The following is a 23,861-nucleotide window of genomic DNA, read 5'->3' as shown; positions in this document are numbered from 1 at the left end:
CGCAGCTCAACTTATAGGTAAATGGAATAAATCGGCCGCCAAGAATGTATTGGTCTCGGCTGAGCCTCGCTCTCTACTATGGGGATTATTATCCCCCGCTGAAAGAGAGAATACGATGTTTAATCAAGAAGATGCTTTTACCTGCGCCGATGTCGTCCGCGCACGCCTGCCGGGTTTCCAGCCGAAAGCGGCCTTGATTCTCGGCTCCGGGCTCGGCGCCCTGGCGGAGGTGATGACCGAAACCGTCACCATCGACTACGCGGAGCTGCCGGGCTTTCCGGTGAGCGGCGTCGCCGGCCATGCCGGGCAGCTGGTCGCCGGCAAGCTGGAGGGCGTACCGGTATTGTGCATGAAAGGGCGCGGTCATTTCTATGAAGGGCGCGGCATGCAGGTGATGACTACCGCGGTGCGCACCTTCAAACTGCTGGGCTGTGAGTTCCTGCTGGCGACCAACGCCGCCGGTTCACTGCGCCGCTCGGTGGCGCCGGGCAGCCTGGTGGCCATTACCGATCACATCAACTTCATGCCGGAATCGCCGCTGGTCGGCGCCAACGACGAGCGCTTCGGGCCGCGCTTCTTCAGCCTGGCGAACGCCTACGATCGCGATCTGCGCGCCCAGCTGGCGGCGGTGGCCGAAAGCGCGGGCATCCCGCTGGCGGAAGGGGTATTCGCCGCCTACACCGGGCCGAATTTCGAAACGCCGGCGGAGATCCGCATGATGCAGACCCTGGGCTGCGACGTGGTGGGGATGTCGATCGTGCCGGAAGTCCTGACGGCGCGCCACTGCGGCCTCAAGGTGCTGGTGGTGTCCGCGATGACCAACTACGCCGAAGGGCTGTCGGATACGCCGCTCTCCCATGAACAAACGCTCAGCTGCGCGGCGCTGGCGGCGGACGATTTCATGCGCCTGATCCGCGAGCTGTTCAAAACGCTGTAATAGCGCAAGCAAACCGGCGGCGGGCGGCAGGGGGCCTGCCGCATCAATCATCGTTGAAAGCATAATAACAAGGTGATGGCGATGGCGATAAAAACACGATTGAAAGTCATGATTTTCCTGCAGTTCTTTATCTGGGGTGCCTGGCTGGTCACGCTGGGCTCCTACATGATCAACACGCTGCATTTCAGCGGCATGCAGGTGGGGATGGTTTACAGCGCCAAAGGCATCGCTGCGCTGATCATGCCGGGGCTGGCGGGCATCATTGCCGATCGGTGGATGAAGGCCAACTATCTGTATGCGCTTTGCCACCTGCTCGGGGCGCTGGCGCTGTACTGCGCGGCGCAGGTCGAGCAACCGATGCTGATGTTCTGGGTGATGCTGTTCAACGCCATGGTCTATATGCCGACCATCGCGCTCTCCAACGCCATTTCCTATTTTTGCCTCGAGAAGCACGGCTTTGACACGGTGAAGGACTTTCCGCCGGTGCGGGTGTACGGCACGGTGGGGTTCATTCTGGCGATGTGGCTGGTCGGCTTTAGCCAAATTGAGCTCAGCAATCTGCAGCTGTACCTGGCTTCTGCGGCGTCGCTGCTGCTGTCCGCCTATTCGCTGACGCTGCCGCGCTGCCCGACCAACCGCGCGGCCGAGTCAAAGAGCTGGGTGAGCGTGCTGGGGCTGGATGCGCTGGTGCTGTTTCGCCAGCGGCGCATGGCGCTGTTTTTCCTGTTCGCCATGTTGCTTGGGGCGGCGCTGCAGATAACCAATACCTTCGGCAACCCGTTCCTGCACGATCTGTCGCTCAATCCGCTGTATCAGGACAGCCTCAGCGTCCGGTATCCGGCGGTGCTGCTGTCGCTGTCGCAGATCTCCGAAGTGTTCTTTATCCTCACCATTCCCTTCTTCCTGCGCCGTTACGGCATCAAGCAGGTGATGCTGATCAGCATGGCGGCCTGGACGCTGCGTTTCCTGTTCCTGGCTTATGGCACGCCGGTCGGCTTTGGTTTCGTTCTGCTGCTGTTGTCCATGATCGTCTACGGCTGTGCGTTCGACTTCTTTAATATCTCCGGCGCTATCTTCGTCGAGAAAGAGGCCGATCACCGCATCCGCGCCAGCGCGCAGGGGCTGTTCATGACCATGGTCAACGGGTTGGGCGCCTATCTGGGGGCGCTCGCCAGCGGCGAGGTGGTGGACTTCTTCAGCCATGACGGCGTGAAAGACTGGCAGAGCATCTGGCTGGTGTTTGCGCTGTATACGCTGGTGCTGGGGATCGTGTTCGCGTTGAGCTTCAACTACCGCCACTCGCCGCAGGAGAGCGCGGTGGCGGCGCAGTAAGGCAGTGGGCGCAGCCTGGCTGCGCCCTGAAACGTCAGGCCTGCGGGAAGCGCTGTTGCAACTGCGGCCAGTCCGGCGGATTGGCGGCCCCGAGGCTGGCCACCACGCAAGCAGCGACCCGGTTGGCCAGATCGACCGCCTGCGGCAGCGGCCAGCCGGCGGACAGGCCCGCCAGTAAACCGGCGCAGTGGGCATCGCCCGCGCCGATGGTGTCGACCACGTCTACCGGATAGGCGGGAACGTGCAGCGGCGGCGTGCGGCCGTCGCAGATCCACGCGCCGTCGCGATCCAGGCGGCAGATCAGCGTCAGATTACGGGCGGCGGCATAGCGCTGCGCGGCCTCTACGGCGTCGCCGGCGCCGCACAGCGCGGCCACTTCGTCGCGGTTGAGCGTCAATAGGGTGTGGCTGTCGCTGAGCATGGCGAAGAAATCTTCGCTGAGCTGAGCGATGCGCGGGCCGGGATCGATCAGGCGCGGTTGGTCGAACGGCATGCGCGTCAGCCACTCGCGCAGCGCTTCGCCGCTTTCGCCCGCCAGCTCGTAGCCGCTGGCGTAGATCAGGGTGTGCTCCGTCAGCGGCAGCGTCGCCAGCTGCGCTTTATTCCATTGGCTTTCGCAGCCGGACACCGTGATGAAGGTGCGTTCGCCGTTTGGCTCCACCAGCGCCAGGCACCAGCCGTTGTCCATCTGGCCGTGGCGCAGCAGCACCTCCAGATCCAGTTCGCCCATGGCGGCTTCGACAGCCGCGCCCCATTCGCCGTTGCCAACCGGCATGCCGTTAATCACCGGCGTTTCCAGGCGCACCAGCGCGCGCGCCACGTTGAACGCGCAGCCGCCGATTTGCCGCGCCTGCGGCTGGGCTTCGATATCTTCGCCGCTGGTCGGTAGGCGCGGCAGCGTCATCACCAGATCGCCGACCGCGCCCCCAATAACCAGGACAGGTGTTACAGCTTCCCACTCACTCATTGATGTTCTCTGCGTTGGGTCAGGTACAGACCGTAAGCGATCAGACTCACCGCGAACGATACAAACAGCCCCAGGCTGGAATCGGCGAACAAGCCTTTGGCCAGCGGGCCGTCGATAAAACCGGTTTTGGTGACCAGCAGGCCGCACAGGGCGCCGAGGAACCAGCAGAACAGCGGGGCTTTGCGCACGCCGCGGTTCTGGCCATGCAGGCCGTACAAAGCGTTGCCATCATACCCGTGGCGGCGGCGCAGGCACAGGTAATCGAGCAGGAAAATCGCCTCCCAGGCCGCCAGGAATACGCCGCAGAACACCAGGAAGGAGATGAACGGCCCCATGAAATCGCCGGAGATGAACAGCACATACAGGGCGATGCCCAGCACCACGACCGCGTCGATCGACACCGCCAGCCACTGTTTGACCTGCACGCCGATGGTCAGCAGGTTAAGGCTGGCGGAATACAGGCTGAGCACCGCGATGGTGACGATGCCGGCGGTGGCGGCCAGCAGATAAGGGATCGCCATCCAGGCGGGCAGCACTGAGCCTATCAGCGCGATGGGGTTGGCGGCGCTGGCCAGATCGGGCAGCTGCACGGAAAGCAGGATGCCGGCCAGCATCAGCAGCATCAGCGGCAAACAGGCGCCGCCCATTACCGCGGCGAAAATGCTTTTGCTCGACGAGCTCGGACTTTGATAGCGGCTGTAATCGGCGCCGGCAATCGCCCAGCTGATGCCGGTGCCGGCGGCGATCACCGATACCGCCGGCAGGAAGCCGGTCAACCAGCTGCCGGAAGGCAGCGCCAGCACCTGGCTCCACTCGGTGTTGAACAGGATATAGAGCACCACGATCAGCGTCATGGTGCCGAAGATGCGGCTGAACCAGCTTTGCATCCAGACCACGGTATTTTGCCCCAGCAGGCTGACGACGACAGTGAGCCCGCCGAACAGCAGCAGGCTGAGCGCGGTCAGCAGGTGGCTGCTACCCAACCCGAAGGCCTCGAACAGCGCCGCCAGCGTCAGGGTGCCGGTGATCACATTGACCGCTTCCCAGCCCATCAGGTTGATCCAACTGAACAGGGTGGGCGCCACGTTGCCCTTCAGGCCGAAAATCACCCGCGAGAGCGTCAGCGTCGAGGTGCGCCCGCGCTTGCCGGCGAAGCTGGTGAGGCCGACCAGCACGAAGCTGGCGACGCCGACCAGCGCGGCGAGTACCGATTGCAGGAAGGATAAGCCGAAGCCGACGATAATGGCGCCGTACACCACGCCGAGAATGCCGATATTGGCCGCCGACCAGATCCAAAACAGCTCGATGGGCTTGCCGGTCTGCTCCGCGTCCGGTACCCGATCGATACCGGTGCTTTCTACCTTCCATGCTTCATTGCGATTGATATCGGTCATAGCAAATGATCCCTGTAGCGCAGGGCCGCGAGGGCCGCCGCAGTTGACTGAAAATCGATTCCGTTGGCGCGGTTGACGCCGGCTATTCCGTTGTCGGTGAAGACGCCGATTCCGCGCAGTGTGTAGCGGCTGATACCGCCGGGTCTGTCAAAGTGAGGGCGGTATCCACCTTATCGGGTGAGGCACGTCGGCCGCACGGCGCCAATGAGTGTAGTCAAAGAGTGGGTCTGCAGCGGGGTTTGGCGAAGCGGGAACGTTTCTATTTGCCGACATCAAACCGTTGCGCCCACCGCAAGGGGATCCTGTGATGTGGCTATGAGCAGTGAGCAAGCTATCCATTAGCTACGTTGCTTATTCTCGGCCGTTTGTGCTGACAGTATATCCCCGCTACCGGCCATCAAGGGTATCCTTTAGGGCCGGCAGCGGGTTTTTTATTTTTTTTAAAGTGGGTCCCTGGTGTTGGTGCAATTGATGTATCAACATCAATAAGCACAGATTACGCGCGATCTAGATCCAATGAAAGTCCATTAGGCAAAAATTGTGATGCCACTCTGAAAACATTAGCGATATTTTAGTTAAGGTGAGGGGCTTATCGCCGGATCGGCGATAGGATAAAAAACGAAATCCAGACAAATGGCATAGGTAAGAGGGCGGGCGAATGACGGATTTTATGGCCTGGCTGCGTGGCCATCTGGCGCAGGGGGCGGTAGCGCCGCGTTATATTCAGCTGGCGACGGCGATAGAAACCGCAATCAGGCAGCAGGTGCTGGCGGCAGAGGCGTTTTTGCCGCCCGAACGGCAGATGGCGGAAGGCCTGGCGCTGTCGCGCGTCACCGTCAGCAAGGCGATGAAGCTGCTGGAGGAGAAAGGGCTGATTTCGCGGCAGCAGGGCGTTGGCACCCGCGTAGCGATGCGCATCGGCTATTCCCTCGATAAAGACAGCGGTTTCACCGCTCAGGCGCTGCGCCACGGCAGCAGCGTCAGTAACCGATGGTTGCTGCGCACCCGGGTCGGCGCGCCGGCCAAGGCCGCGGCGGCGCTGGGGCTGGCTGAGGGGGATGAGGTGATCAAACTGCGGCGTTTGCGCTTGCTGAACGGCAGCCCGGTCTCGCTGGAAACCACCTATATTCCGCCGCGCTTCCTGCCCGAACCGGGGCAGCTGGAGCATTCGCTGTATGCGTTATGGCAATCGCGCGGCATCGTGCCTGAAGATAAACACTTTCTGCTGAAGGCGGTGTCCTGCAGCGACGAGGTCGCCGAGCTGCTCAACGTGCCGTGCGGCGCGCCGTTGTTGCACATCACCCAGACCAGCCGCAATGCCCAGGGTGAGGCGCTGGAGTTCAGCGATATCTTGTGTCGCAGCGACGTTTATGAATTCGAAGTGAACGGTTAGCGAAATAACCATGCTCTTTTTGCTGCTAGTGCGTATAATCGCCGCCCGGCGATTAATTAACCTGTAAAAAGAGCAGCAGAATGAGCACCACCAGCCTGATCCAACCCGATCGTGAACTGTTTTCCTATAAGCCTTATTGGGCGGAATGTTTTGGCACCGCGCCGTTTTTACCGATGTCGCGAGCAGAGATGGATCAACTGGGCTGGGACAGCTGCGACGTGATCATCATCAGCGGCGACGCCTATGTCGATCACCCGAGCTTCGGCATGGCGATCATCGGCCGCATGCTGGAAGCGCAGGGCTTCCGCGTCGGCATCATCGCGCAGCCGGACTGGAGCAACAAAGAAGATTTCATGCGGTTGGGGAAACCGAACCTGTTCTTCGGCATTACCGCCGGCAACATGGACTCGATGATCAACCGCTATACCGCCGATCGCAAACTGCGCCACGACGATGCTTACACCGCCGGCAACGTCGGCGGCAAACGCCCGGATCGCGCTACCCTGGTTTACAGCCAGCGTTGTAAAGAAGCCTACAAAGACGTGCCGATCGTGCTGGGCGGCATCGAAGCCAGCCTGCGCCGCATCGCCCACTACGATTACTGGTCGGATACCGTGCGCCGCTCGGTGCTGGTGGATTCCAAAGCCGACATGCTGATCTACGGCAACGGCGAACGCCCTCTGGTGGAAGTGGCGCATCGCCTGGCCGCCGGTGAGAAGATCGGCGACATCCACGATATTCGCAATACCGCGGTGATGCGCAAAGAAGCGCTGCCGGGCTGGAGCGGCGTGGATTCCACCCGTCTCGACAAGCCGGGCCGCATCGAAGCTATCCCGAACCCGTACGGTGACGATCTGCCGTGCGCCGACGGCGCCAAGCCGAAAGAGCCGGAAGCCAAGCCTGTCACCGTGCGCGCCGCCAAGCCGAAGCCGTGGGAGAAGACCTACGTGCTGCTGCCGTCCTTCGAGAAAGTGAAGGGCGACAAGGTGCTGTATGCGCACACCTCGCGCATTTTGCACCATGAAACCAACCCGGGCTGCGCCCGCGCGCTGATGCAGAAACACGGTGACCGCTACGTGTGGATCAACCCGCCGGCGATCCCGCTGACCACGCCGGAGATGGACAGCGTCTTCGCGCTGCCTTATCAGCGCGTGCCGCATCCGTCCTACGGCCAGGATCGCATTCCGGCCTATGACATGATCCGTTTCTCGGTGAACATCATGCGCGGTTGCTACGGCGGCTGCTCGTTCTGTTCGATCACCGAGCACGAAGGGCGCATCATCCAGAGCCGTTCGGAAGATTCGATCGTTCGTGAAATCGAAGAGATCCGCGACAAGGTGCCGGGCTTTACCGGCGTGATCTCCGATCTCGGCGGCCCGACCGCCAACATGTATATGCTGCGCTGCACCAACCCGCGCGCCGAGCAGACCTGCCGCCGCGCCTCGTGCGTGTATCCGGAGATTTGCACCTACATGGACACCAACCACGAGCCGACCATCAAACTGTATCGCCGTGCGCGTTCGCTGGAGGGCATCAAGAAGATCCTGATCGCTTCCGGGGTTCGTTACGATCTGGCGGTGGAAGATCCGCGTTATATCAAGGAGCTGGCGACCCACCACGTCGGCGGCTACCTGAAGATCGCGCCGGAGCACACCGAAGAAGGGCCGCTGTCGAAGATGATGAAGCCGGGCATGGGCAGCTACGATCGCTTCAAGCAGCTGTTTGATCACTATTCGAAGCAGGCGGGCAAAGAACAGTACCTGATCCCGTACTTCATCTCGTCGCACCCGGGCACCCGCGATGAAGACATGGTGAACCTGGCGCTGTGGCTGAAGAAGAACCGTTTCCGCCTCGATCAGGTGCAGAACTTCTATCCTTCGCCGATGGCCAACTCCACCACCATGTATTACAGCGGTAAAAACCCGCTGAGCAAGGTGGGGTATAAGAGCGAAGACGTGGTGGTGCCGCGCGGCGATCGCCAGCGTCGCCTGCATAAGGCGCTGCTGCGTTACCACGATCCGGCCAACTGGGCGCTGATCCGCACCGCGCTGGAAGAGATGGGGCTGAAGCACCTGATCGGCAGCCGCCGCGAGTGTCTGGTGCCGGCACCGAGCATCGACGAGCAGCGCGAAGCGAAACGCCTGCAGCGCCATACCCGGCCGGCGCTGACCAAGCATACCGATATCAATCGGCAGCGCACGCCGTCCAACCAACCGCCGCGCAAACCGATTCGCAAAGCCAAGCCGTAACGGCCACGCCGCGTGCGCAAACAAAAAGGAGAACCCTCGGGTTCTCCTTTTTACTTTTGCTCATCACAAACTATCGTAGGCGGCTTCCACTTTCATCAAATGGCGCGGCGCCTGCGGAGCGGGGTGGTATTTGCGCACGTGCCAGTTAAAGGCTTCCGGCGATAGGTTGTTGATCATCGCGATGGCCTGCTGGCGGTTGCTGGAGAAGGTGCGCAGCAGCGCGCCGGTGCCGTTGACGTAGGCGATGATGGTGGCGTAGCGCAGCGTAACAGGGTTCGTGATCCCTTTAAGCTGCTGTTTTTGCAAGGTGGCCAGGTAGGCGGCGCCGAGATCGATATTGGTGTCGGGATCCCGCAGGTCGTCAGCGTCCGGGCAACCGCGTTTGCCTTTGTAGCGGTAGGCATCGCAGCCGGCGGTATCGGCTTTCAGCTGCATCAGGCCGATAGCGTTGGACTTGCTCACCGCCGCAGGGTTGAAGCCGGACTCCACCTGGATCATGGCGGTGATCAGCTTGGCGTCCACGCCGTATTCGCTGGCGGCGTCTTTAATGGCGCTATCGAAAGCGTGGCGATCGTAGCTGACGCGCTGTTTCTTGCCGGCGCAACCCGCCAGCACCAGCATGACGCAAAGCATGCTCAGCCTTAACCCGTGTGAGAAAGAGAATTTCATGGTGCTCCGTGCTTGTCTGTTTTTTTAACGGCGTTAACCGGCGGGCGAGGCCTCCGGCGTCGTCATCATAACGTCAGGCGGCGTAAGGGAGCAATGCGCGGGAAGGAAAAGCCCCCTCCGGCGGGAGAGGGCTTGGGGAGGGGTTACAGGGTATCCGGATCCGGCCCGAGGCGGTTGCCGACGTCCAGCTTGGCGATCTCGCCCAGTTCGTCCTTATCGAGTTTGAAATCAAACACCTCGAAGTTTTCGCGGATGCGCGACGGCGTGACCGATTTCGGGATCACGATAAGGCCGCTGTCCAGGTGCCAGCGCACCACGATCTGCGCCGGGGTTTTCTCGTATTTCTCGGCCAGCGCCTTGATCAGCGGCTGGTCGAACACCCCTTCACCGCCCTGCGCCAGCGGGCTCCAGGATTCGGTCGCGATGTGGTGCGTGGCGTTCCAGGCGCGCAGCTGGCGCTGTTGCAGCAGCGGGTGCAGCTCTATCTGGTTGATGACCGGCGCCACGTTGGTTTCATCCAGCAGGCGCTGCAGGTGCGGCGTATGGAAGTTGCATACGCCGATGCTTTTCACCAGGCCTTGATCGCGCAGCTTGATCAGTTCGCGCCAGGCGGAGACGTATTGATCTTGCTGCGGGCGCGGCCAGTGGATCAGGTAAAGATCAACATAGTCCAGCCTGAGTTTTTTCAAACTGGTTTCCAGCGCCGCCAGCGGATCGCCCTGATCGTCGTTCCACAGCTTGGTGGTGATGAACAGCTCGCTGCGCGGCAGCGAGCTGGACTGCAGCGCGGCGCCGACGCCTGCCTCGTTCTTGTAGATCGCGGCGGTGTCGATGGAGCGGTAACCGATCTCCAGCGCTTTGCTCACCGCGCGGGTGGTCTCTTCAATACTCGCCTGCCAAACGCCGAGACCCAACTGCGGCATCAGATTACCATCGTGGAGTTTGATGATGGGTTGTTGCGTTGTCATGCGCATCTCCTTGTGTACGGATTGCGGCGCTGCGGCACCGAAACGGCTATAGATAAATTCTAGTTGGCAAAATGAGCGGTTGCCGGGTTTGCCAGCCTAATTTCAGCGGTGGCGGGAGGGCGACTTTCTCCCCGCTCTCCCTGCGAATGAGCGGTAAGACGGGGGGGCGAAACGATCGGCGGCGCGCGGAGGCGCCTGACGGCACCCGGTGATCGGCCGGGCGCCGGATGCGGCGAAAAATGGCTGACGGAGACTAAAGCCTAGCAAAAAATCGCCGTTTTGCGATTAACGCGCCGCTTCGTAAATGCGGCGGCTGACGTCCAGGGTGATGTCCTGATGCTCGCCCAGGGCGGTCATGCCGTGCTGATGCAGCTTGTCGAGCAGCGCCGGAATGCTGCTGCCGTCGAGCTGATAATCCGCCATGCGGGTCGGTACGCCCATCTGCTCAAAGAAGGCGCGAGTGGCGGCGATGGCACCGTCGATACGGCTGTCTTCGCTGCCTTCGCGCAGGCCCCAGACGCGGTCAGCGTACTGCAGCAGTTTTTCGCGCTTCTGCGCTTTCTTCTCGTGCAGCAGCGCCGGCAGGACGATGGCCAGCGTTTGCGCGTGGTCGAGATCGTGCATGGCGGTCAGCTCGTGGCCCAGCATGTGGGTTGCCCAGTCCTGCGGCACCCCGGCGCCGATCAGGCCGTTCAGCGCCATGGTGGCGCTCCACATCACGTTGGCGCGCACCCCATAGTTTTCCGGTTCGGCCAGCGCGCGCGGCCCGTCTTCCAGCAGGGTCAGCAGCAGGCCTTCGGCGAAGCGATCCTGCACTTTGGCGTCCACCGGGTAGGTCAGATACTGCTCCAGAGTGTGCACGAAGGCGTCGACCACGCCGTTGGCTACCTGGCGCGGCGGCAGCGAGTAGGTCACCACCGGATCCAGCACGGCGAAGCGCGGCTGCACCAGCGGCGAGAAGAAGTGCTGCTTGTCGCCGCTGCTTTTACGGGTGATCACCGCGCCGCTGTTGGATTCGGAACCGGTGGCCGGCAGCGTCAGCACGCAGCCCATCGGCACCGCGTCGGTGATGTGGCTGCCGACGGTCTGCAGGATATGCCAGGCGTCGCCGTCGGCGGTGTAACGGGCGGCGGCGGCGATGAACTTGGTGCCGTCAACCACCGAACCGCCGCCGACCGCCAGCAGGAAATCGATGTTTTCCGCCTTCACCACCTCGACCGCTTTCATCAGCGTTTCGTAGGTCGGGTTCGGCTCGATGCCGGAGAACTCCCGCACGTCGCGGCCGGCCAGCGCGCTGTACACCTGATCCAGCACGCCGTTTTTCTTCACGCTGCCGCCACCGTAGGTGATCAGGATGCGTGCGTCCGCCGGGATCTGGCCGGCCACTTCGGCAATTTGGTCCTTGCCGAACAGGATTTTGGTTGGGGTATGCAGAATGAAGTTTTGCATGGGTGATTTCTCTCTTTCTGTCAGGCGGGCGCCAAAGTGGCGCAAAGGTTTCTGGCCCGTATTGTCAGGAACCTGGCGGCAACGCACAATGCACATTCCTGTCTGGTTCTTGCCTATTCCTACAAGTCGCTGTAGAAATGGCGAGTTTTAAATTATTATTTATGCCGAATCGTTCTGACTGTAAGAGGGTGTTTCCGTGATTGAAATCGATGCGCAGCGCAGCCGCATGGCGCGCCAGGCGATGGCTATCGCCACCGGCAACGGCTACACGCCGTCACCGGTGCCACGGGTAAAGATCCTGTATGTCGATCGCCACTGCCCGCGCCAACCGGTGATGTACGAGCCGGGGATCGTGATCGTCTTTCAGGGGCATAAGGTGGGCTATTGCGGCAACAAGATGTTCCAGTACGATCCGCGCAACTACCTGTTGATGACGGTGCCGCTGCCGTTCGAGTGCGAAACCTTCGCCAGCCCGGAACTGCCGCTGGTTGGGTTGGCGGTCAATATCGATACCCAAATGCTGCAGGACTTGCTGATCGACATTGGCGACGACGACTACCTGATGCAACCGCGGGCGGAGAGCAACGGGGTGAACCTGGCCGAGCTGACGGAAGCGCTGCTGTGCGCCACCGAACGCCTGCTGGACGTGATGGCCAAGCCGCTAGATGCCCGGGTGCTGGGGCCGCAGATCGTGCGCGAAATCCTTTACTACGTGCTGCGCGGCACCTGCGGCGCGTCGCTGCAGGAGCTGGTCAACCGCCATACCCACTTCAGCCAGATCGCCAAGGCGCTGCGGCGCATAGAAAATCAATATGCCGACAACCTCAACGTCGAACAGTTGGCCAGCGAGGTCAACATGAGCGTCTCGGCGTTCCACCACAACTTCAAGGCGGTGACCAACACCTCGCCGCTGCAATACGTGAAGTCGTACCGGCTGCATAAGGCGCGCCTGTTGATGGTGCATGACGGCCTGAAGGCCAGCACGGCGGCGATCCGCGTCGGCTACGAGAGCGCGTCGCAGTTCAGCCGTGAATTCAAGCGCCTGTTCGGCATGACGCCGAGCGATGAAATCGCCCGGCTGCGCGACGCCAACCCGCAGCTGCTGGAGGGCTGAACCGCGTTTACGGGGTCAAGACGATCTTGCCGAACGGTCCGCGATCGAGGTGATCCAACGCCTGCGGCAGCTGATCGAAACGGTAGACCTGGTCGATCACCGGCTGCAGGTTGACGGCGTCCACGGCGCGCACCAGATCTTCCAGCGCGCGGCGGTGGCCGACGCCGATGCCCTGGATCTCCGCCGATTTCAGCAGCAGCAGGCCGGCGGGGGCGGAAATCTCGGCGCCCGCCAGCACGCCGATCACCGAGATGCGGCCGCCCACCGCCACGGCGCGTACCGAGTTGCCCAGATTCGGGCCGCCGACGGTGTCGATCACATGGTCGATGCCGCGATCCTGCGTCAGCGCATAAATTGCTTCCACCCAATCGCCTTTCAGCCGGTTGATGCCGTGACTGGCGCCCAGCGCCTGGGCACGCGCCAGCTTTTCATCGCTGCCGGAGGTCACATACACCTCGGCGCCGTGCGCTTTGGCGATCTGCAGCGCGAACAGCGCCACCCCGCCGGTGCCTTGCACCAGCACCGTCTCGCCGGCATGCAGTTTGCCTTGCTCCACCAGCGCGAACCAGGCGGTTAGCCCGGCGCACGGCAGGGTGCTGGCCTGCACGTCGTCCAGCGACGCCGGCGCCGCCACCAGCCAGTCCTCATGCAAAATCACATATTCCGCCAGCACGCCCTGATAGAAACCGCCGAGGGTGTGGTAAGGCACCCGGCGAGCATTGCCGTACGGTTTTTTCCGGCCGTCGAGCCAACCGGGGCTGAAGGTAGAGATGACCCTAGCGCCGGGTTGGAAGCGGCTGACGCCGGGGCCGATAGCGTCGACCTCGCCGGCCATGTCCGAGGCGGGGGTGAACGGCTGCGGCAACGTCAGCCCCATGCCGCTTTCAATCATCAGTTTGTCGCGGTAGTTGAGCGCGACCGCTTTCACTTTCACTCTGATTTCGTGTGGCCCCGGCTGCGGGATCGCGTCGACGGTCAACCGCAGGTGTTCACGCCCCAGGGCGTCCATCGTCCAGCGTTGTATCGTGTCGGTCATGATGTTCTCCAAAGTCAGCGATTAACGACCGGTCGATAATATCGTTGATGAAGGTTCGCCAGTGGCGATAAGATTTCCGAAGATTGTTTCTTTTAGGGCGACAAATCATGAGCGATCGGTTGAGCGGTATTTCGGTATTCGTCACCGCCGTGGAGGCGGGCAGTTTTGCGTTGGCGGCCAGCCGGCTGCACCTGTCGCGTTCGGCGGTGGGGAAAACCATCGCCCGGCTGGAACAGCGGCTGGGCGTGCGGCTGTTTCATCGCACCACCCGCAGCCAGAGCCTGACCGACGACGGCGCGTTATTCTATGAGCGCTGCCTGCGAGCGCTGGAGGAGATCCGCGGTGCGGAAACGCTGCTGGAGTCGGGCAAGCGACAGGTCAGCGGCCGGCTGCGGGTATCGATGCCGGTGCTGTTTGGCCGCATGTGTATTGCGCCGCTGTTGACCGAGCTGACGCGCGAGCACCCGGGCCTGGAGCTGGAGCTGTCGTTCAACGATCGGGTGGTGGATCTGATTGAGGACGGCTTCGATATGGCGATCCGCAACGGCACGCTGGCCAACAGCGGCGGGCTGGTGGCGCGCCGCATCGGCGATCACCGCATGGCGCTGTGCGCCTCGCCGGCCTATCTGCAGCGGTGCGGTGAACCGCACAGCATCGAACAGCTGGCACAGCATGAGGCGGTGACCTATATGCGCGCCGGTGCACGGCGCAGCTGGTTGGTATTGGATAGCGACGGCAAGCCGCAGGAAGTGATGCCGACTAACCGGCTGCAAATGGACGATCTGCAGGCGATTGCGGATGCGGCGACGGCGGGGTTCGGCATTGCCTGGCTGCCTTGCTGGCTGGTGCGTGAGCAGCTGTTGAGCGGGGCGCTGGTGCGCTTGCTGCGTGACCGGCCGGGCGCCGCCTTTGAAGCGCATGCGGTGTGGCCGCACACGCCTCACCTGCCGCTGAAGGTGCGGCTGGCGGTGGATACGCTGGTAAGCAAGTTACCCGCCAGTCTGGCGTTGGTCGAGAAGGCGCTGTAGTGCGCCGGGCTCAGGAGGAGGCGCGCTTTTTACGCCAGATCACCAGCATGGCGCCCAGCAGGCCGACGAACAGCAGCAGCAGCGGCAGCAGCATCAGGCCGGTCATCACCTGGCTTTCGTAGCGCTTCACCAGCGGGATTTGGCTGAAAGCGTAGCCGAGGCCCACCAGCGCGCAAACCCAGATCGCCGCGCTCAGCCAGTTGAACACCTGGAAGCGTGAGCTGTTGAGCCCGGAAATGCCGGCCATGGTCGGCAGCAGGGTGCGCACGAAGCCGAGGAAGCGACCGATCAGCAGCGCCGTCAGCCCGTGGCGGTTGAACAGGTTATGCGCGCGCTGGTGATATTGCGCCGGCAGCTGCAGCAGCCAGCCCTTCACCAGGCCGGTGTGGCCCAGCCAGCGGCCCTGGATATAGCTCAGCCAGCAGCCGAGGCCGGCGGCGGCGGTCAGAATCAGCAGGGTGGGGGCAAAGCCCATCACGCCTTTGGCGATCAGCGCACCCGACAGCAGCAGCAGGCTGTCGCCGGGGAGGAAGGAGGCGGGCAGCAGTCCGTTTTCCAAAAACAGAGTGGTGAAAAGTACGGCGTAAACCACCCAAATTACGCTTGGATCGGCGAGGGCGATAAAGTCCTGCTGCCAAAGCGCATGAATAATCTCTCGTAATACATCCATTTTATGTCCTGTTGCATGCCGGTTGCGCCCGGGGTCACGTTCTCCAGGGTGCGGCGGTTACCGTATCTGACAGTTACCCGGGTAGTGTACCGCTAATAGCTTAAGCCGACATTAAACGAGACGAAGAAAATTAGCGGAATCCGCCTTAGCGCACGCCGTTGAGGCGATCGAAACCGGCCGCCAGATCGGCGATCAGGTCTTCGACGTTCTCCAGGCCGATGTGCAGGCGCACCAGCGTGCCGGAGAAATCGACGCCGCCTGCCGGACGGATCGCTTCCAGCTCTTCCGGCTGGTTGGCCAGGATCAGCGACTCGAAGCCGCCCCAGGAGTAGGCCATGCTGAAGTGGCTGAAGTTGTCCAGGTAGGCGGCCAACTGCGCATCGTCCAACCGCTCTTTCAGCACGAAGGAGAACAGCCCGTTGCAGCCGCTGAAGTCACGGCGGTAGAACTCGTGGCCCTTGCAGCTGGGCAGGGCCGGGTGATTGACCGTCGCCACTTCCGGCCGCGCCGCCAGCCAGTGGGCGACTTCGATGCTGCTGCGTTCGTGCTGCTTCAGGCGCACGCTCAGGGTGCGCAGGCCGCGGCTCGCCATGTAGGCGGTGTCGGCATCCACCATCTGCCCCATCAGGTAGGAGTACTCGCGCAGCCGATCCCAACAGCGCGCGTTGGCGACGGCGGTGCCGAGCATGTAATCGGAATGGCCGATCAGGTATTTGGTGCCGGCCTGAATCGAAATGTCGATGTCGAAATCCAACGCCTTGAACAGCACGCCCGCCGCCCAGGTATTGTCGATCATGATCACCACCTCCGGCGCTACGGCGCGAATGGCCTGCACCATCGCCGGAATGTCCTGCACTTCCAGGGTGATGGAGCCGGGGGACTCAAGGAACACCACGCGGGTATTGGGTTGGATCAGCGTGGCGATGTCGGCGCCGATCAGCGGATCGAAATAGGTGGTGCTGACGTTCATGCGGCCGAGGATATGGGTGCAGAAATCCTGGGTCGGTTCGTACGCCGAGCCCGTGACCAGCAGGTGATCGCCGGCGCCGACGAACGACAGGATCGCATTGGCCACCGCCGCGGCGCCGCAGGGGTACAGCACGCAGCCGGCGCCGCCCTCCAGTTCTACCATCGCATCCTGCAGGGCGAAGTGGGTCAGCGTGCCGCGTCGGCCGTAAAACAGCTCGCCGTGGGCGCGTTGCGCGGTGGCATGCTTTTTGGCGGCGACGGAGTCGAAAACCAAAGAAGAGGCGCGTTGCGTGACGGGATTGACGGAGCCCTGGGTGTAGCGTTTGCCGCGGCCGGCGCCGATCAGCGTGGTTTCGATGTGTTTTGACGTCATGGTACCTGGCTCACCTCTGGTTGCTCTGCACGTGCCCGTTTGCGATAGCCCTTACGTTAGCATGAGTTAATATGGCCATCCAGACGTTTTAACTTCCAGATATAGAAACGGCTATAATTGGCTGCCGGGCGCGCCTTTCTCACCTCATCCTTCTGCCGTGGTGCGAGAGAGAAGCCCATTCCTCGGTCAAGACGCCGTTTGGCAGCGTGGCCTTGTTGCGTCGTTGTGGGAGAAAAGTAACGAAATAAGCCCATAAAAGGGGCGTTTGGCGGTGAACGGGCGCAGATTGGCGCTTTGCGGCGGGGCTGGCTAAAATTTTCTCGTTTATTTGGTAAATAATAATGAGAACTACTATCAATCCCCGGTTGGTTTGATATGATCGCACGCTGAATTATTCCTTAATTTTGATCGGTAATGGGTGGAGGCACAGCGTGAAAACGGCTGGCAAGAATTTAAATCAAGGATCGTTCGGCCAGGGCCGGGCGCAGTGGGGCAAGGCCTTCGGCCGCAGCCTGATGGCTTCTATGGTGCTGGTCGTGGGGCTGGCCGGCAGCGCGCAGGCAGCGCCGGCGGCCAATCCGGCCGTTACCGAAAGCGTTGCGCCGACCACCGCGCCTGCAGCCGCCGCGCCGGAGAGCATCACGCCGGTGAACCCGGCGCCAACGATCCAGCCACCGGAAACCCGCGGCATGGACCTGTCCGTTTGGGGCATGTACCAGCACGCCGACGCGGTGGTGAAAGCGGTAATGATCGGCCTGGTGCTGGCCTCGATCGTGACCTGGACCATTCTGTTCTCCAAAGGCAGCGAACTGCTGCGGGCCAAGCGCCGTCTGCGCCGCGAACAGCTGGCGCTGGCCGAAGCGCGCTCGTTGGATGAAGCCTCCGAGCTGGCGCAAAACTTCGGCCCGGAAAGCGTCAGCGCGGTGTTGCTGAACGATGCGCAAAATGAGCTGGAGCTGTCTGCGGAATCCAACGACAACAACGGCATTAAAGAGCGTACCGGCTTCCGCCTCGAGCGCCGCGTGGCGGCCTACAGCCGCAACATGGGCCGCGGCAACGGTTTCCTGGCTACCATCGGCGCCATCTCGCCGTTCGTCGGCCTGTTCGGCACCGTGTGGGGCATCATGAACAGCTTCATCGGCATCGCCCATTCGCAGACCACCAACCTGGCGGTCGTGGCGCCGGGCATCGCAGAGGCGCTGCTGGCGACCGCGCTGGGCCTGGTCGCGGCGATCCCTGCCGTCGTTATCTACAATATCTTCGCCCGCGTCATCAGCGGCCATCGCGCCCAGGTGGGCGACGTAGCGGCGCAGGTCTTGCTGCTGCAGGGCCGCGATCTGGATCTGGCCGCAACGGCGGAAGCCAAGCGCTCACAGCACGCACACCAACTGCGGGCGGGGTGAGTCATGGCGATGCGCTTAAATGAAGATCTGGACGACAGCGGCGAACTGCATGAAATCAACGTGACGCCGTTTATCGACGTTATGTTGGTGCTGTTGATCATCTTTATGGTGGCCGCGCCGTTGGCAACGGTAGATATTCGCGTCGATCTGCCGGCTTCTTCCGCCAAACCGCAGCCGCGGCCGGAAAAACCGGTGTTCCTGTCGGTGAAGGCCGACAAGCAGCTCTACGTCGGCGATCAGCCGGTGAATGCCGATCAGCTGACTTCGGTGCTGGATCAACGCACTCAGGCGAACAAAGAAACCACCATCTTCTTCCAGGCGGACAAGAGCGTGGACTATGAAACGCTGATGAGCGTGATGGACACCCTGCGTAAAGCCGGCTACCTGAAAGTGGGGCTGGTGGGCATGGAAGGCGCCGCCAAGTAGCGGCAGCAAAACGATAAAGGGCGCTCAGGCGCCCTTTTTTATTGATTCAGAAATATCACTCCCCGGCCAACAACGCCCGGGAACCGGCATGGCGCCAGTGGATGCGGCCCGGCAGATAAAGCGCATTCTGTTCCAGCGGCCGCTCATCGATGAGCGCGGTAACCTGGTCGAAACTATGCTGCGCCAGCGCCCGGCAGTCTTGCGCGACCGTATCTATCTTCAGCGTCATGCAATCGAACAGGTAGTGATCGTCGAAGCTGCACAGGTGGATGTCGCTCTCCATCAGCTGATGCTGCGTCAGATAACGCAACACCCCTTCCAGCAGGCCACAGGCCGCGGTGAACAGCGCTTTGGGCGGACGCCCCAGCTGTGCGCACAGCTGAGCGAACATCTCGTAACCCGAGCTGGGGTGGTAGCTGCCGTTGATGATCCATTCCGGTTTGCACGTTACGCCGGCGCGCTCCAGGCCAAGCTGGAAGCCGGCCAGCCGATCGCGGGTCGGCGAAATGCGCGGCTGCCCGCCGAGAAAATAGATCTCATCCGGATGTTGGCGCGCGACCTTTTCCACCAGGTCGGCGGTCGCATTAACCGAATCGGTGATCACCAGCGGCAGCTCGGAACCGGCGATCAGGCGGTCCATCTGCACCACCGGGAGCCCGGCGTTGATCTTCTGGTATTCCGCGTCGTTCAGCTGGCTGGAGGCGACGATCAAACCGTCGACTTGCCGCTGCACCAGACTGTTCACCGCCATCATCTCCTGCGCCGGGTTTTCATCGGTGCAGGCGATCAACAGCTGCAGACCGGCTTCGCGGCACAGTGTTTCCAGCTCGCGCGAGATCACCGCAAAGCCGTAGTTAGTCATCTCCGGCACCACCAGCCCCAGCGTGTGGCTGCGGTTGGAGCGCAAAGAGCGGGCGTGGATGCTGGGCTGATAATGGTGTTCGTGCGCCAGCGCCAGAATGCGATCGCGGGTGTCGTCGGACACCCGGTATTCCTTGCTGCGGCCGTTCAGCACCAGGCTGGCAGTCGATTTCGACACCCCGGCCAGCGTGGCGATGTCACTGATGGTAATGCGTTTATTTTTTTTCACTGACGCCATCTGAAGTCATCGGAGGATGCGTCATTCTAGCATGCATGGCGTCAGCGGCCAGTATTCCAACGCCAGCGGCGCGCTCCCGTTCAGCCGCAGTTGCGGTTCACCTGCCGGGAAGTAGCGCGCGCTCATCACCGCCTCGCCGTGGTTGATGAAGATCTCCACGCTGGAGCGATCGAACAGCAGCTGCAGATGCGTGACCGGGCCGCGCCAGTAACGGTGCTCCGGCCGGCCGTCGGCCAGAGAGGCGCGCGTCAGCTGCAGCCGCTCGCCGTCCCAGTTCAGCGTCATCGCGTCGCCAAAGGCGGCGCTGAACGCGCCCTGCGGCGTCAGCTGCAGCTCCGCGGCGCCCAGCGCATAGGTGGGGGCGTCATCGGCGCGGCCTCGCCAGTCTTCTCGCTCGCCGCGCAGCTGTTGCAACTCGCGCGCTGGGCGCTGGTGGAGGCGGCCATGCTGCAGCGACAGCTCGCGTGGGCAGGTCATGGTGTGGATCCAGCCATAACGACGCGTCGGATGGGCTTCTTCATCTTGCTCGGGCACGCCCATCCAGGCGAACAGCAGGCGGCGGCCATCTTCCGCCGGCGTCGTCTGGGGCGCGTAGAACTCGAAGCCGGCGTCCAGCTCGTGAAATTCGCCGTGGCTGAAGGCCGCCTGCCGATAATCCAGCTTGCCGAGCAGATAGCCGGCCTGATAACGGTTGAGGTAGCGTTCCGGCTGTGGCGCCAGCCCCTGCGGGCAGCAGATCAACACGTCGCCGCCGTCCAGCGAGAACAGATCCGGGCACTCCCACATGTAGCCGAATTCGCCCAGGTCGTTCAGGCCGGAACCGGCGATCTCTCCCAGTGCTAGCCAGTCGCGCAGATTGCTGGAGCGCAGCAGCAGCACCTTGCCGCGATCCTGCAAGTCACGCGCGCCGAGCACCATGTACCAGGCATCCTGATGACGCCACACTTTCGGGTCGCGTACGTGGCCGCTGTAGCCCTCCGGCAGCGGCAGCACCGGCCCGAGTTTGCGGTATTCGCCCCGATCGCTTGCCTGAGCCAGGCATTGGTAAGCGGTGCGTGAACCGTCGGGGAATTTCACGTTGCCGGTGTAGATCAGCGTGACTTTGTCTTCCGCCACCACCGCCGAGCCGGAGTAACAGCCGTGGCTGTCGTAACAGGCGCCCGGTGCCAGGGCGAGCGGCTGATGTTCCCAATGCACTAAATCGATCGACTGCCAGTGTCCCCAGCACTTGTTGCGATGATCGCAGCCCAGCGGATTCCACTGATAGAACAGGTGATAAACGCCGTTGTGCTGGATAAAGCCGTTGGGATCGTTCAGCAAGCCAACGCTGGGCGCCAGATGCCAGGTCGGGCGGTGCGGATCGCGCAGCGCGAGTGGCTGGCCGTTCATGACCGCCCGCAGTGCCTGTTTGATTAAGCTGAGTTCTTCCATCATTGTGCGTCCGTGTTGTATTTCAGCAGCAGGGAGAGCACGAAGGCGCTGCCAAAAGCGATTGCCAGGCCGATGATATAGCTGACCAGCGAACTGGCCTGCACGATCGCCATGCCGGGGATCGCCGTCAGCCCGACCGCGTTCATGCCGACATGGTTGGCCACTACCCAGGCGCCGCCGAGCGCGCCGCCCGCCAGCGCCGCCAGGAAAGGCTTCACGAAGCGCAGGTTGATGCCGAACAGCGCCGCCTCGGTGATGCCGAGCATGGCGGAAAAGGCCGAAGGCACCGCGATGGCTTTGATTTTGGCGTCGCGGGTTTTGAAATACACCGCCAGGCAGGCGCCGCCCTGCGCGATGTTGGCCATCGACCAGATAGGCAGCAGGAAGTTGACGCCGATATTGGGATTGCCGAGCAGCCCGGCTTCTACCGCGTGGAAGCTGTGGTGGATGCCGGTGATGACGATAGCGGAATAGAGGCCGCCGAACAGCAGCCCGGCGAACCACCCCGCATGGGCAATCAGCGTGCTGAGCACGAAGGAGATGCCGTCGCCCAGCGCCCGGCCGGCGGGGCCGATAAACAGCAGGGCGACAAAGCCTGAGATGACCACCGTCAGGAACGGCGTCAGGATCAGATCGAGCGCGTTGGGGATCACCCTGCGCAGCCGCTTTTCCAGCACGCTCATGAACCACACCGTCAGCAGCACCGGGAACACGGTGCCCTGATAGCCGATCATGGCGATGTCCAGACCGAAGAAGTTCATGGTGTGGAACCCTCCGGCGACGCCCCAGGCGTTGGTCAGCGCCGGATGCGTCAGAATGCCGCCTAGCGTGGCACCCAGGTAGGGATTGCCGCCGAATTCGCGTGCGGCGGTGAAGCCGATCAGAATCGGCAGGATAATGAACGCCGCCGAGCTGAACATATCCAGCATGATGAACAGCGCGCTGTTGGCATCGGCCCAGCCATAGGTTTTCACCATGCCGAGCAGCCCCATCAACAGGCCGGAAGCGACGATCGCCGGGATGATCGGCACGAAGATGTTCGACAGCAGACGGGCGATGCGCTGCAGCGGGTTGAGCTTTTTCGCCGCGATATCGGCGGCTTCGGCCTTGCTGGATTCGCTGACGCCTGCCGCCTTGATGAATTCCGCATGCACCTTGTTGACCAGCCCGGTGCCGAAGATCACCTGGATCTGACCGGCGTTGCTGAAACAGCCTTTGACGCCATCCAGTTTGCCGATGGCCTCTTTATCCACTTTGCTGTCGTCCACCAGTACCAGGCGCAGGCGCGTGGCGCAGTGGGCGGCGCTGGCGATATTCTCTTTACCACCGAGCAGCGGCAACAGCGCGTTGGCGGTTGCGGTAATGTCCATGTTGTCCCCTTGCTAAATAAAAATGCCGCTGCGCAGTTTGCGGCGCAGCGACGTGAATCGATGTCAGAAGAAATACTTGAATCTGGCGCGCATGCCGTAACGTTGGTCGTTGTCGCCGTTGGCTATCTTGTTGTCGGCGTTGGCTTCCAGCAGTGAAACATAGGCCCCCAAATACAAATTGAAATTCTTCATATTCATAATGTTAGGTATCTGATACGACGCATGAACGGTGTGGATGTCGTAGTTGCCCGGTTCGCTGAGTGGGTTGTGGATATCGGCGGCGATCCCGGCGGTATTGAACTCTTTGATATTGTTATGGGCATAGATATAACCCAGTTCGAAGCGCCGCCACAGCACGTTGACGCCGGCGGTGAAGTCTTGCTCGCCTGAGGCATCCAGATAGGCGGTGCTCAGATTAGCCACCACGCCGTTGTCCGGATCGGCGGCGCTGTTGTTCCAGCTCATCGTCATGCCGTAGCCGTTGCGCTTGGACTGATCGACGAAGCGGCCCTGGCCGTCCTGATAGCCGTAGGCGTTATTCACCACGTTGCTTTCCATCGCCGCCGCGATGCTGAAGGCGTCTTTCTTCCAGGCGATTACCGGGCGTAAATAGGCGACGTTTTTCTTATTATTCATGGTATTGCCGTGGTAGCTGTTGTCCTGAAACAGCGAAGTGCCGTCCTCCACCAGCGTGTTCAGCTCGAAATAGACATCACCGGCGTATTTGCTCAACATCAGGTTGCCGCCGCTGCTGCTGCGGCCGCGGCCTTCTTTCATCATGTAGATATAGCCGAAGCCGTCGGCGTACAGATCGTTGGCGGTATTGCCGGAGTATTGAATGAAGGTGTCCTGATTCAGCGGGAACATGTCGTAGGCTTCAAAGCGGCCGATTTTGGTTTGCCAGTTCTTTTCATTGCCGAAGAAGAAGGCGGCGTCGTCCAGATTCATTTTGCCGGTCATGTCCGCCAGCGGCTGCACGCTGAAGCCGGAGAAGTTACCGTCCTGATTGCGGCGGTAGCCGTCCAGCCCGACCAGAATGCGGCCGTTGATATCCCAACGTTCTTTGTTGCCGGGCTTCCAGTCCTTGTGGTCGCTGCCTTTCAGCGACGTCAGCTGGCCGCTGCGGCTGGCACCGTCCAGGTTGAACTCCACGTCGCCGTACAGCTTCAGCTCATTGAATCCGCTCAATTTCAGCGCGCTGGCCGGGGCAATCGGCGTAGCGGCATGCTGCGCAATCTGCGCGGTTTGCCGTTCGGTGTTGGCGGTGCGTTGTTCCAGCTGTTGCGCCCGGCGTTCCGCCGCCGTCGCGCGGGTTTCAGCCTGTGCGGCGCGCCGTTCCGCCAGCGCCAGACGTTGTTCCAGGGCGTTGAGGCGCGCCTCGATGCCGCCGCTGCCCGATGCCGCTGCGCTGGAAGCGGAGAGGAAAAGCCCTGTTGTTATCGCCAAATAGCTGAGTTTTTTCATCATCGTCTATCATCCGGGTAAGGGTTGTTATTATTGTTTGCTAAATTGCTAAACCGGTTTTTCATGGCGAAAGATAACGAGAGGGAGGCGAGCTGGCAACTCAGTTAGCTAACCCGATTC

At 61.9% G+C, this 23,861-nt stretch carries 20 protein-coding genes; 8 read left to right on the top strand and 12 right to left on the bottom strand.

Translation table 11 applies throughout. The features are described 5' to 3' along the window. The first annotated feature begins 115 nt into the window (after positions 1 to 115). A complete protein-coding gene (gene xapA / locus C3F38_RS24155; RefSeq protein ID WP_047729825.1) occupies positions 116 to 937 on the top strand; it encodes a xanthosine phosphorylase in 822 nt (273 codons plus the stop codon). An 81-nt stretch (positions 938 to 1,018) separates the two neighbouring features. Beyond that, positions 1,019 to 2,269: a nucleoside permease gene (locus C3F38_RS24150; protein WP_047729826.1), complete on the top strand. Its 1,251-nt coding sequence runs from the start codon at positions 1,019 to 1,021 to the stop codon at positions 2,267 to 2,269. A 34-nt stretch (positions 2,270 to 2,303) separates the two neighbouring features. On the opposite strand, the gene C3F38_RS24145 is transcribed toward C3F38_RS24150, so the two are convergent. Both C3F38_RS24145 and C3F38_RS24140 read right to left on the bottom strand, forming a co-directional pair. Then, positions 2,304 to 3,236: a PfkB family carbohydrate kinase gene (locus C3F38_RS24145; RefSeq protein WP_048234953.1), complete on the bottom strand. Its 933-nt coding sequence runs from the start codon at positions 3,234 to 3,236 to the stop codon at positions 2,304 to 2,306. Beyond that, positions 3,233 to 4,630, bottom strand: coding sequence for a cytosine permease (locus C3F38_RS24140; RefSeq protein WP_025304294.1), 1,398 nt, complete (start codon positions 4,628 to 4,630; stop codon positions 3,233 to 3,235). Before C3F38_RS24140 ends, C3F38_RS24145 begins: the two co-directional genes overlap by 4 nt. A 658-nt stretch (positions 4,631 to 5,288) precedes the next feature. Between C3F38_RS24140 and C3F38_RS24135 the strand changes: the two genes are divergently transcribed. Together C3F38_RS24135 and C3F38_RS24130 are read left to right on the top strand one after the other, a co-directional pair. Continuing rightward, positions 5,289 to 6,023 (top strand): GntR family transcriptional regulator, encoded by a 735-nt coding sequence (locus C3F38_RS24135; RefSeq protein ID WP_038879436.1) that lies wholly within the window; start codon positions 5,289 to 5,291, stop codon positions 6,021 to 6,023. Positions 6,024 to 6,103: 80 nt separating this feature from the next. Beyond that, positions 6,104 to 8,272 (top strand): YgiQ family radical SAM protein, encoded by a 2,169-nt coding sequence (locus C3F38_RS24130; protein ID WP_038879433.1) that lies wholly within the window; start codon positions 6,104 to 6,106, stop codon positions 8,270 to 8,272. A gap of 63 nt (positions 8,273 to 8,335) precedes the next feature. Here the strand turns inward: C3F38_RS24130 and C3F38_RS24125 are convergent, their stop codons facing one another. The 3 genes from C3F38_RS24125 to yqhD form a co-directional block, all read right to left on the bottom strand. Further along, positions 8,336 to 8,941 (bottom strand): transglycosylase SLT domain-containing protein, encoded by a 606-nt coding sequence (locus C3F38_RS24125; protein ID WP_038879430.1) that lies wholly within the window; start codon positions 8,939 to 8,941, stop codon positions 8,336 to 8,338. Between the two features lie 143 nt (positions 8,942 to 9,084). Further along, entirely contained in the window at positions 9,085 to 9,909 is an 825-nt protein-coding gene (gene dkgA / locus C3F38_RS24120; RefSeq protein WP_055316189.1) for a 2,5-didehydrogluconate reductase DkgA, read from the bottom strand. Positions 9,910 to 10,194: 285 nt separating this feature from the next. Further along, positions 10,195 to 11,358 (bottom strand): alcohol dehydrogenase, encoded by a 1,164-nt coding sequence (yqhD, locus tag C3F38_RS24115; RefSeq protein ID WP_038879425.1) that lies wholly within the window; start codon positions 11,356 to 11,358, stop codon positions 10,195 to 10,197. 226 nt (positions 11,359 to 11,584) lie between these two features. Here yqhD and C3F38_RS24110 point away from each other — a divergent pair, with 226 nt between their 5' ends. Continuing rightward, positions 11,585 to 12,472: an AraC family transcriptional regulator gene (locus C3F38_RS24110; protein WP_176602459.1), complete on the top strand. Its 888-nt coding sequence runs from the start codon at positions 11,585 to 11,587 to the stop codon at positions 12,470 to 12,472. Positions 12,473 to 12,479: 7 nt separating this feature from the next. On the opposite strand, the gene C3F38_RS24105 is transcribed toward C3F38_RS24110, so the two are convergent. Continuing rightward, positions 12,480 to 13,508, bottom strand: coding sequence for an NAD(P)-dependent alcohol dehydrogenase (locus tag C3F38_RS24105; protein WP_055316187.1), 1,029 nt, complete (start codon positions 13,506 to 13,508; stop codon positions 12,480 to 12,482). 107 nt (positions 13,509 to 13,615) lie between these two features. Here C3F38_RS24105 and C3F38_RS24100 point away from each other — a divergent pair, with 107 nt between their 5' ends. Beyond that, positions 13,616 to 14,536, top strand: coding sequence for a LysR family transcriptional regulator (locus C3F38_RS24100; RefSeq protein ID WP_038879415.1), 921 nt, complete (start codon positions 13,616 to 13,618; stop codon positions 14,534 to 14,536). Between the two features lie 10 nt (positions 14,537 to 14,546). Here the strand turns inward: C3F38_RS24100 and C3F38_RS24095 are convergent, their stop codons facing one another. After that, positions 14,547 to 15,206, bottom strand: coding sequence for a DedA family protein (locus C3F38_RS24095; RefSeq protein WP_038879412.1), 660 nt, complete (start codon positions 15,204 to 15,206; stop codon positions 14,547 to 14,549). Positions 15,207 to 15,351: 145 nt separating this feature from the next. Then, complete coding sequence (gene metC / locus C3F38_RS24090) at positions 15,352 to 16,548, bottom strand: cystathionine beta-lyase (protein ID WP_038879409.1); 1,197 nt, start codon at positions 16,546 to 16,548, stop codon at positions 15,352 to 15,354. Positions 16,549 to 16,979: 431 nt separating this feature from the next. Here metC and exbB point away from each other — a divergent pair, with 431 nt between their 5' ends. Together exbB and exbD are read left to right on the top strand one after the other, a co-directional pair. Next, positions 16,980 to 17,951: a tol-pal system-associated acyl-CoA thioesterase gene (gene exbB, locus C3F38_RS24085; protein ID WP_072271105.1), complete on the top strand. Its 972-nt coding sequence runs from the start codon at positions 16,980 to 16,982 to the stop codon at positions 17,949 to 17,951. 3 nt (positions 17,952 to 17,954) lie between these two features. Further along, positions 17,955 to 18,377 (top strand): TonB system transport protein ExbD, encoded by a 423-nt coding sequence (gene exbD / locus C3F38_RS24080; RefSeq protein WP_004937307.1) that lies wholly within the window; start codon positions 17,955 to 17,957, stop codon positions 18,375 to 18,377. A gap of 55 nt (positions 18,378 to 18,432) precedes the next feature. Here the strand turns inward: exbD and C3F38_RS24075 are convergent, their stop codons facing one another. The 4 genes from C3F38_RS24075 to C3F38_RS24060 all read right to left on the bottom strand — a co-directional run bounded on the left by C3F38_RS24075 (position 18,433) and on the right by C3F38_RS24060 (position 23,741). Continuing rightward, the gene (locus C3F38_RS24075) at positions 18,433 to 19,476 is read right to left on the bottom strand and encodes a LacI family DNA-binding transcriptional regulator (RefSeq protein ID WP_038879406.1); all 1,044 of its coding nucleotides are present in this window, start codon (positions 19,474 to 19,476) and stop codon (positions 18,433 to 18,435) included. Between the two features lie 21 nt (positions 19,477 to 19,497). Next, the gene (locus tag C3F38_RS24070) at positions 19,498 to 20,907 is read right to left on the bottom strand and encodes a sucrose-6-phosphate hydrolase (protein WP_055316185.1); all 1,410 of its coding nucleotides are present in this window, start codon (positions 20,905 to 20,907) and stop codon (positions 19,498 to 19,500) included. Further along, the gene (locus tag C3F38_RS24065; RefSeq protein ID WP_055312645.1) at positions 20,907 to 22,277 is read right to left on the bottom strand and encodes a sucrose-specific PTS transporter subunit IIBC; all 1,371 of its coding nucleotides are present in this window, start codon (positions 22,275 to 22,277) and stop codon (positions 20,907 to 20,909) included. The genes C3F38_RS24070 and C3F38_RS24065 overlap by 1 nt, the downstream gene beginning before the upstream one ends. Before the next feature lie 63 nt (positions 22,278 to 22,340). Continuing rightward, positions 22,341 to 23,741, bottom strand: a complete 1,401-nt coding sequence (locus C3F38_RS24060; protein ID WP_055316206.1) for a carbohydrate porin — start codon at positions 23,739 to 23,741, stop codon at positions 22,341 to 22,343. Between the last annotated feature and the right edge of the window lie 120 nt (positions 23,742 to 23,861).

The organism is Serratia sp. SSNIH1, assembly GCF_002935055.1.
GTDB lineage: Bacteria > Pseudomonadota > Gammaproteobacteria > Enterobacterales > Enterobacteriaceae > Serratia > Serratia nevei.
The sequence above is the reverse complement of the archived record's forward strand: the minus strand, read 5'-3'. Positions and strand labels throughout refer to the sequence as shown.

Bases quoted from the DNA above. Each gene is read 5' to 3' on its own strand.
- C3F38_RS24065 (WP_055312645.1), bottom strand. From the start codon at position 22,277: ATGGACATTACCGCAACCGCCAACGCGCTGTTGCCGCTGCTCGGTGGT.
- xapA (WP_047729825.1), top strand. From the start codon at position 116: ATGTTTAATCAAGAAGATGCTTTTACCTGCGCCGATGTCGTCCGCGCA.
- C3F38_RS24110 (WP_176602459.1), top strand. From the start codon at position 11,585: ATGGCGCGCCAGGCGATGGCTATCGCCACCGGCAACGGCTACACGCCG.
- C3F38_RS24130 (WP_038879433.1), top strand. From the start codon at position 6,104: ATGAGCACCACCAGCCTGATCCAACCCGATCGTGAACTGTTTTCCTAT.
- metC (WP_038879409.1), bottom strand. From the start codon at position 16,548: ATGACGTCAAAACACATCGAAACCACGCTGATCGGCGCCGGCCGCGGC.
- yqhD (WP_038879425.1), bottom strand. From the start codon at position 11,358: ATGCAAAACTTCATTCTGCATACCCCAACCAAAATCCTGTTCGGCAAG.
- dkgA (WP_055316189.1), bottom strand. From the start codon at position 9,909: ATGACAACGCAACAACCCATCATCAAACTCCACGATGGTAATCTGATG.
- C3F38_RS24100 (WP_038879415.1), top strand. From the start codon at position 13,616: ATGAGCGATCGGTTGAGCGGTATTTCGGTATTCGTCACCGCCGTGGAG.
- C3F38_RS24070 (WP_055316185.1), bottom strand. From the start codon at position 20,907: ATGGAAGAACTCAGCTTAATCAAACAGGCACTGCGGGCGGTCATGAAC.
- C3F38_RS24150 (WP_047729826.1), top strand. From the start codon at position 1,019: ATGGCGATAAAAACACGATTGAAAGTCATGATTTTCCTGCAGTTCTTT.
- C3F38_RS24135 (WP_038879436.1), top strand. From the start codon at position 5,289: ATGACGGATTTTATGGCCTGGCTGCGTGGCCATCTGGCGCAGGGGGCG.
- C3F38_RS24125 (WP_038879430.1), bottom strand. From the start codon at position 8,941: ATGAAATTCTCTTTCTCACACGGGTTAAGGCTGAGCATGCTTTGCGTC.
- C3F38_RS24095 (WP_038879412.1), bottom strand. From the start codon at position 15,206: ATGGATGTATTACGAGAGATTATTCATGCGCTTTGGCAGCAGGACTTT.
- C3F38_RS24140 (WP_025304294.1), bottom strand. From the start codon at position 4,630: ATGACCGATATCAATCGCAATGAAGCATGGAAGGTAGAAAGCACCGGT.
- exbD (WP_004937307.1), top strand. From the start codon at position 17,955: ATGGCGATGCGCTTAAATGAAGATCTGGACGACAGCGGCGAACTGCAT.
- C3F38_RS24060 (WP_055316206.1), bottom strand. From the start codon at position 23,741: ATGAAAAAACTCAGCTATTTGGCGATAACAACAGGGCTTTTCCTCTCC.
- C3F38_RS24075 (WP_038879406.1), bottom strand. From the start codon at position 19,476: ATGGCGTCAGTGAAAAAAAATAAACGCATTACCATCAGTGACATCGCC.
- C3F38_RS24105 (WP_055316187.1), bottom strand. From the start codon at position 13,508: ATGACCGACACGATACAACGCTGGACGATGGACGCCCTGGGGCGTGAA.
- C3F38_RS24145 (WP_048234953.1), bottom strand. From the start codon at position 3,236: ATGAGTGAGTGGGAAGCTGTAACACCTGTCCTGGTTATTGGGGGCGCG.